The sequence below is a fragment of the Geobacillus sp. ZGt-1 genome (assembly GCF_001026865.1).
In the GTDB taxonomy this organism is placed as follows: Bacteria; Bacillota; Bacilli; order Bacillales; family Anoxybacillaceae; genus Geobacillus; species Geobacillus thermoleovorans.
The window spans coordinates 1-7,783 of record NZ_LDPD01000024.1; the positions used below are offsets into that span (position 1 = coordinate 1).

9 protein-coding genes and 1 pseudogene are annotated in these 7,783 nt (G+C 49.1%); 2 read left to right on the forward strand and 8 right to left on the reverse strand.

Going from position 1 to position 7,783, the window contains the following annotated elements:
- On the forward strand, positions 1-263 hold a 263-nt coding region (locus tag VU18_RS20390), incomplete at its 5' end, for a hypothetical protein (protein ID WP_236687393.1).
- Positions 264-313: 50 nt separating this feature from the next.
- Here the strand turns inward: VU18_RS20390 and VU18_RS12615 are convergent.
- From VU18_RS12615 to VU18_RS12635, 6 genes and pseudogenes are all read right to left on the reverse strand, one after another.
- Positions 314-868, reverse strand: a complete 555-nt coding sequence (locus VU18_RS12615) for a GNAT family N-acetyltransferase (protein WP_021322723.1) — start codon at positions 866-868, stop codon at positions 314-316.
- Positions 869-1,107: 239 nt separating this feature from the next.
- The coding region (locus VU18_RS12620) for an Ig-like domain-containing protein (RefSeq protein ID WP_236687394.1) at positions 1,108-2,163 on the reverse strand (1,056 nt) is incomplete at its 5' end.
- A 1-nt stretch (position 2,164) separates the two neighbouring features.
- Positions 2,165-2,661 (reverse strand): annotated as a pseudogene (locus VU18_RS20395) (hypothetical protein); the annotation flags it as partial.
- Position 2,662: 1 nt separating this feature from the next.
- Positions 2,663-3,643: an iron ABC transporter permease gene (locus VU18_RS12625; RefSeq protein ID WP_021322725.1), complete on the reverse strand. Its 981-nt coding sequence runs from the start codon at positions 3,641-3,643 to the stop codon at positions 2,663-2,665.
- On the reverse strand, positions 3,636-4,643 hold the full coding sequence (locus VU18_RS12630) for an iron ABC transporter permease (protein ID WP_021322726.1): 1,008 nt from the start codon (positions 4,641-4,643) through the stop codon (positions 3,636-3,638). Before VU18_RS12630 ends, VU18_RS12625 begins: the two co-directional genes overlap by 8 nt.
- 21 nt (positions 4,644-4,664) lie before the next feature.
- Positions 4,665-5,606, reverse strand: a complete 942-nt coding sequence (locus tag VU18_RS12635; protein WP_021322727.1) for an ABC transporter substrate-binding protein — start codon at positions 5,604-5,606, stop codon at positions 4,665-4,667.
- A 668-nt stretch (positions 5,607-6,274) separates the two neighbouring features.
- Here VU18_RS12635 and VU18_RS12640 point away from each other — a divergent pair.
- Positions 6,275-6,766, forward strand: coding sequence for a hypothetical protein (locus VU18_RS12640; RefSeq protein WP_021322081.1), 492 nt, complete (start codon positions 6,275-6,277; stop codon positions 6,764-6,766).
- 148 nt (positions 6,767-6,914) lie between these two features.
- Here VU18_RS12640 and VU18_RS20400 read toward each other — a convergent pair whose 3' ends face one another.
- Entirely contained in the window at positions 6,915-7,079 is a 165-nt protein-coding gene (locus VU18_RS20400; protein WP_014196624.1) for a hypothetical protein, read from the reverse strand.
- The gene (locus VU18_RS17005; protein ID WP_021322080.1) at positions 7,072-7,455 is read right to left on the reverse strand and encodes a DUF3221 domain-containing protein; all 384 of its coding nucleotides are present in this window, start codon (positions 7,453-7,455) and stop codon (positions 7,072-7,074) included. Before VU18_RS17005 ends, VU18_RS20400 begins: the two co-directional genes overlap by 8 nt.
- Positions 7,456-7,783 lie beyond the last annotated feature (328 nt).

A 7,783-nucleotide genomic window follows, 5' to 3' on the forward strand; every position in this document is an offset into this window, starting at 1 on the left:
AACATTTCCCCTTAAATCACAAGTCTTCTAGGAGAAGCAACGGCAGAAATAACAGCACATCGGGACCAAATGACAAAAGATTGGGCATTTCAACCAAAACCAACATGGCGGCCTTTCTCTCGCAGGCCGCCATCCGTTTGTATTGTTCCCGCTGCGGCTTCATGAGCCTGACGCCAAGCGGCAACAACCTCATTCCCTTGTCGCTCACGTTCTCCCTCCTTGTCACGCCGGCCGCCGCACCGAAGCGCAAACCGGCGCAATAGAAAGGAAGGAAATGCTCATCGAGCGATCTCCCCGCACTCATCCGCCGAACCTACTTGACAAAGCGGGCCATCAAAATCAAATCCCAATACGTCCCGTCATCGATTTTTGCAGCTTTTTTCTTCACGCCTTCTTCCACAAATCCAAACTTTTGATACAATCGAATCGCGTTCGTGTTGTCAGCGACGACTTCGAGGCAAACTTTTTCAATCAAAGGATTTTCTTTTGCCCAATCAAGGAGCGCTGCAAGCAACGCCGTGCCGATCCCCTGGTCTCGAAAGTCTTTTTTCACGCTCATGCCGAAAGACCCTTGGTGCTTCGTCCGCTGCTTATTACCGTTATGAAAATCCAAAAACCCGATGATGTCCCCTTCCTGCTCGGCGACAATCGCCAGCTTTCCGGGATCATTCATGATTTGTTGCAGCCATTGTTTTTGCCGCTCGCTCGTCGTCACCACTTCCGCTTCCGTCGTCAGCAAATACGGCGCTTCCGCCGCCACCGCCTTCACAAACGCAACGACACGCTCGGCATCCTCGGGCCATGCCGTCCGTATAACAATCGGTTGGCCGCTTGCCGTCACCAACCGCCTTGGCTGGATGTTTCCCATAGGAAATCCCCCTTGCTTTCTGTTCCCAGGCCCAAAAGTCGTGTACGGTCCCGAACAATTGCGAACAATTGCATGATCATCGTTAATCAAATCATCGATTCCCATCGATTCCCCAAGGGACCCACATGTTACAACGATTATGCCATATACTTATGAAACATTTCTACTCATAAAAAAATCGGCCGAACCCTCTTTGAAGCATCCCGCTTCAAAGAAAGGCTCGGCCGACAGGTTCCTTCTTATTGCCCTTTCGTCACCGTCGCTGTGGTCGCTTCACTATGGTTTTGCGCTTTGTCTTCTTGTGTCACAATGATCATCAGCTGGCCATTGTTGAATGCAGACAGATCGATCGTCTTCGAAAAATTCCCATTCGAGTCCGCCGACGTCCGTTCAACGAGAGATTTTTGTCCATCCGTAATGATGATTTGCACCGATGCGTTGCTTTCTGCCGTTCCTGCGATCGTATATGCCGCTTGATTTTGATTCGTAACGGCTGGCAGGGCGTTCAATGATGGAGCGGCAACAGCGGTATCCTTCCAAACCGTCGCGGTTGCCTCTGGGCTTACATTGCCCGTTGCACTCGTTTGAACGGCTGTAATGGTAATCAGTCCATCGCTTAACGGGGAAATATCAGCTTCTACACGGTATCTCCCGTTTTCTTCCACCGTACCGACTGTGCTGATTTCATTCGTTCCATCGGACAAAGTGACCTCCACTTCCGCCCCTGGCTCTCCCTTGCCCGTCACCTCATAAGCAGTTGCATCTGCACTGGCGTTCACATATCCTTTATTCTCAATAGACGGCTTGGCAGGAGAGGTCAACGATTTGATGAGGACGACGCTTGCCATCCGGCTTTCATTTCCCGCCTGATCGATCGTTTTCACACGGATCGTGATCTTCCCGTCCTTCAGAGAAGAAGTATTGATCTCTACTTCATAATTCCCATCTTCATCCACAAGTCCGCTCGCTGAGACGGATTTTTTTCCATCAGCAGCCTCCACCACCACTTTCTCTCCAGGCGTGCCTGTCCCCGTGACTGGATACGCTTCATAGTTGAAAGCGTTAATATATCCTTCATTCAACAGTTCAGGGGCCTCTATGCTCACATCTTTCCGAAGCACTTTCTTCGATTGGCCGCTTTGGTTTCCTGCCGAATCCACGCTAACCGCGGAGACCGTAATCTCTCCTTCCGCCAGTTTTCTCGCATCGATCACCGCTCGGAATCTCCCTTTGCCGTCTGCATGCACCGTTTTGGTGATGCGCTGCTTTCCATCGCTCAATGAAACCTTCACAGCNCTATGGGGTTCTGCTGTTCCTTGAACAGCATAAGCGTTCTGCTGCTTGGCATTGATCCATCCTTTATTCGTGATCACCGGAACGGAAGGCGCCTTCGTATCCTTGATAATCTTTTTTTGTACGCGGCTATGCTTCTGTCCCTTGATGATTTGCGTGACAGACACCGTCAATGTCCCATCTCGTAATGTCGATACGTTGACCGGCGCTTCAAACGATCCGCTCTTTTGAACAACAGTGTAATGAGTGACAGATGCTTTTCCATCGGTGATCACAATTTTGATCTTCGCTCCCTTGAGCCCTTTTCCTTTTACGATATACTCTTTCACAGTTGAAGCATTCACCGGCTGTGCACTTTCAATGGCAAGCTTGGCCGGTTTCGCCGCATATGCTTCAGACTCCGCCGCACCCGCTATGACTAAACTGGCTGTTACGAAACTAGAAACCATCCATTTTTTCCAACCCATAACGATCCCCTTTTCATCGATAGATTCGATCATGTTATAATTTTGCTCGTCGAAGCAGAAAGAGAAAGTACGGGGCACCAAGGAATGCCGTCAGGATGCCGACTGGGATTTCGATTGGCGCCGCGATGGTTCTTCCTGCCGTATCCGCGCTGATCATCAAAATCGCTCCTAATAAGGCGCTGACCGGAATGAGCCGCTGATAATCGGCCCTTGTCAACAAACGGGCAAGATGGGGGATGACCAGTCCCACAAATCCAATCGGACCCGATACAGCTACGGCGCTTCCACACAAGCCGACCGCAATGAGAAAAATCAGGAAACGGGCTGCTTGGACACGCAGTCCCAAACTCGCCGCTATATCATCATGCAGCTGCAAAACATTCATGCGGCGATAACAAAGATAAGCAAATCCGAGTCCGATCACCGACCAGGGAACAATGAGAAAAACATGTTCCCATGTCCGTCCCCATAAACTCCCCGCCAACCAAATGACCGCGGCATCAATCCCTTTGGTCGCAAAAACCAAAATCCCTGTAATGACGGCCTGAAACAAGGCATCAAAAGCAATTCCCGATAGAGCAAACCGGCCCTTATCCATTCCTTTCTTCCAGGCAAACGCATACACGCAAAGGCCGGCGAAGAGAGCCCCGAAAAAGGTGACGAACGGCAGGCCGCTGACAGGAAAATGCGGAATGATCAGCAGCGCCAACACAGCAAACAAGCTGGCGCCAGCCGTCATTCCAATGACATTCGGAGCAGCAAGCGGGTTTTGCGTCACGGCTTGCAACAGCGCTCCGGATACGGCGAGGTTGGCACCGACAAACAGCCCAACCAATATCCTTGGCAAGCGATATTCCCACACGATTTCCCCATTCAGGGAAGACTTTCGGTTGAAAAATGCCTCCCATACTTGCGAAACAGGGATTTTCACATCCCCGAAACAAGCGCTGAGCGGCACGATGATGACAAGAAGCAATGCCAAACCAGCCACAAGTCCCACATCACGCTTACGCATTCCATTCGCCCTGCTTCCTAATCAAATACAAAAAATATGGGCAACCAATGGCGGCGGTAAACACCCCGACAGGAAGTTCAATCGGCTGCGCCACCAAGCGTGCAAGCAAGTCAGCCGTCAAAAGCAACATTCCTCCGCACAAGGCGCTGACTGGAACGATATACGTATAGTTCACCCCGACCATTTTTCGGACGATGTGCGGAATGATCAAGCCGATAAACCCGATGACCCCGGATACGGACACCGCACTTCCAGCCAAAATAATAATAATGACTGCCATCACAGTTTTGAGAATCCCCACATGAACACCAAGCCCTTTGGCTGTATCATCGCCGAGCTCCAACAGATCCATTTTCGAAGCAATCATGATGGAGAGGAGCAAGCCGGCGAGAGACCATGGAGCGATCAGCGAAACATGGCGCCATGTCAAGCCGTTTAACCCACCGGCCAACCAGGCATATACGGCGGCCGCATCCTGGCCAAGCAAGACCAAAATTCCGACGGTGATCGCATGCAAAAATGCGCTGACCGCTACTCCAGCGAGTGTTAAACGGACGGGGGAAAGGGATCCTCTCTTCAGCGACAAACTATATACGGTCGCCCCTCCAACCGCCGCCCCCAAAAAGACAAGGGGAGAAAAGAAAAGAAGGGGAAGGCCGGCGAAAAAATATTCGATTAGAACAACCATCGCAGCAGCGCCGGCCGACACTCCCATGATTTTTGGCTCGGCCATTGGATTTTTCGTTAAACATTGCATCATCGCTCCAGCTACAGCCAAACTCGCCCCAATCAAAACCGCCAAAAGCGCACGGGGAAACCGTAGATTCCAGACAACCGTTCGTGCTTTGGATCCATCGTCATGCAAAAGGACATCCAGCACTTTTGGAATCGGCACAAAAAACGGACCAGAGACTAAAGAAACGATGATCAACAAAATGATGCCCAACACTAACATCGAACTGATCCATATCGCTCTTTTTCCGTATGCCAAAGATGACATCCTCTCGCTAGCCCCATCCCATCACTGATAACGTTTTAAAATGGATGCCGCTTCTTTTACAATCAATTTTGCCGCCAACGGTCCCCGACTGCGAGACCAAAGATCGCGATTGACTTCCACCACCCGCTTTTCTTTCACCGCTTTTAATTGGGACCAAATCGGGTTGGCTTTCACTTTTTTCAGGTCATTCTTCCCAGGATCCGTATAGGCAAACAGCACGTCTGGATCGATTTCTAAAATTCTTTCTAAACTTACTGTTTTAAAGTCGGAGTATTCATCCCCTTTTTCCTTAAATGCATAATCAGCCTTAAGCGCCGTAAAAATCGATCCGGAGAATGAGTTGTCCTGCCATACATTAATGCCATCTTTATTGACGAAAAAGCCCAATACACGAAGATTTTTATCTTTTAATTTTGCCTGCTGCGATTTCAATTCTTTATAAAACTGATTCACAAACGATTTTGCCTTCGCCTTCCGCCCTAAGATGTCTCCTAATACAAGAAGCTGATTCATGGCTTCTTTGTAGCTGTTCGCACGAAATCCCGCTACTGGCGCAATCTTTTTCAGCTGAGGGATAATCGCTTTATGGAACTCAAATTCATGGTCGATAATGATCAAATCCGGTTTGAGCGCTGCGATTCTCTCTAAACTCGGGGCGCTAAGTGCCCCAACGCTTGGCACCCCTTTTAGTTTATTGCGCAAGTATGTAGGCACCGTTCCAGAATTGGAAATCGTATACCCCACTGGCTTTAAGCCTAACGTGACAACCGCATCTGTCCCCGCCATGCTTAACGTGACAATCCGCTTCGGGGTACCTTTGATCACCAGCTTGCCAAGCTCCGTCTTAAACACCCTTGTCTTGGATGCGGCCTCGACAGGCGCAGCCGGTTGAGCCAACGGCACAAGCAGCACGAACAGCGCCATCAGCATGGCAAGAAGAGAGGTCCATTTTTTCTGCAACACGTTACATATTCCCCCTTCAATCTCTATTTAATAATGATAATCCTTATCAATTAAGATGATAATTGATATTGAACTCACATTTCGCACCCTAGAGGGTGCGAAATGTGAGATTGAATATCTTTGTCAATACAATAATAAAAAACATTCATAAGCAAGCGTTGCTCCCTACCCTGGCATGAAAATCGCTGATCAAAGCGGCGCATTTTCGCAGAAAAAGAAAGTCAGTTTTGCAAGGGTTTCTCTAATTGAGAAAGAATGCGAATCGATAGTCTTTTTTACCCAATCACCCACCCTCTAGAAGGATGGTGAAAAACGAGAACGGCCTGCAAATCGATGGCATTTCATCAGAAAAGAAAGCCGATTCAGCCGCGTTTCTCGAATTGAAAGATAGCAGGAATCAGCCATATTTTGCGCTAAATCACCAGCCCTCTAGAACTTGTCGCCCCTGTTCATCATCATTCTTCAAAAAATCCCTTGTCTCCCCCCATACGATTTATGCTAAAATGGAAGCTGGATGTCCCCAAATCTGCTGCACACATGCCCACGGATGATCGACTCCTTTGGCAACCCCTTCACCAACAAGGTCCAGACAGCGTTAGGAAAGCAACAGAAGCCATGAATAGCTGTTTTGAATCACCGTCAATCCACACTTGGAAAGGATGATCCATATGGAAGCATTGCTTAACCAAATTTTGGATCGACTCGATCAACTCCATTCGAGCGTCGGCGTCTTGACATCCGAGGTCAACGAGATGAAAAATCAACTGAACAAGATCGAAGCGAGAGCGGGCAGCATCGAGGCGAGAGTAGACAGCATCGAATCAAGAGTAAACAACATTGAAACCAACATGGCCACCAAAGACGAACTCGCCGAGCTCCGATCCAAAGTGGACGACATCGAAGCGAAAATGGCCACGAAAGACGAACTCGCTGAACTTCGCTCCACTGTAAACGGACTCCAGTCCAACGTAAACGAAATTCAAGCAAAGATGGCGACCAAAGACGATCTCGTTCCTATTCGACAAGCGGTCATGGAAATCGATCAAATTGTCAAAAGGATCGAGGTCAACCAAGAACGCCACGAGCACATTTTGGCCATCCTCTCCAAACGCTCGATTGAACATGAGGCATCCATCGCCAGCCTGCGGCAAGCGCAATAACTCGACAAGGGAACAAATGGACAAGGGGCGAGCTGTGCAGCGCAACATGGAAAAAACATTCCTTCCAGACACGAACCGCGGGGGCTGTCCGAAAGAAATTCCCCCAAAGCGACTGGATCGCGGCCGGCCAAAGCGACAACGCCCAGCTCTACTTGCCGGACCGTCCGCTTGTCTCGGTGTTGTCTTCGTAATAACTTGTTTTCGGAATCCAACGAATTGTTTGGCGCGTCATCGACAAGCTGTCCCCCTCTCCCCCGTGCTGGGAAGAGGAGGACAGCTTTTGCTTCGCATGCGGCAAAACGCTTTTATTCATCTTTGATCCGAACGTCGAATTCCGTTCGTTCATGGGCGTCTTTTATTTGAATCATCCAAGTGTCCGCTTGTTTGTCATAATGAACAGCCCGAATCACAGGAATCATATGCTCGAGCCGACTCTCTTCTTGCTTCAACGCTTGGCGAATCGCCTCCTCCTCCGATAAGCTGGCGCCATCACGCGGAGAGCTTGGCACAACCAATACTTTGCCCGCCTTCCCTTGGCCTGGATACGATTCAGCAATCCCCCCATCTATCCAAACTTGAACTTTTTGACCAATGTTCACTCGCGCTGGTGCACTAGAAACCAAGATGGCAATTATAAAACTCTTTAAGCCCGCCTGTGGAACGAAAATCTTGCGGATCAGAACTGACAACCAAAATGCTCCCTCCTTCTTTTCTCACGACATACCCTTCAATGGCATAGCGGTCAGTTTGCCCGCTACAACCTGCCAACCAAACACTCCACACGGCGGCAATGAAAGCAAGCCATCTTTTCAGCCCAATCTCCTCCTCCTTTGTTACATTAGTCGCATTTACGAAAAAATCGTTTCACTCTTTTATGAAAAGCTCCAGTTTGTCAAATCCATCATGGGTACTAAAAAAACATGATGATTGACGAAATCATGGATGATCTAGATGGTAGAAATGCAAAATTCATGCAAAATTTTTTCGGAACTCCCAGAAAATGAAAAACGACCGCAA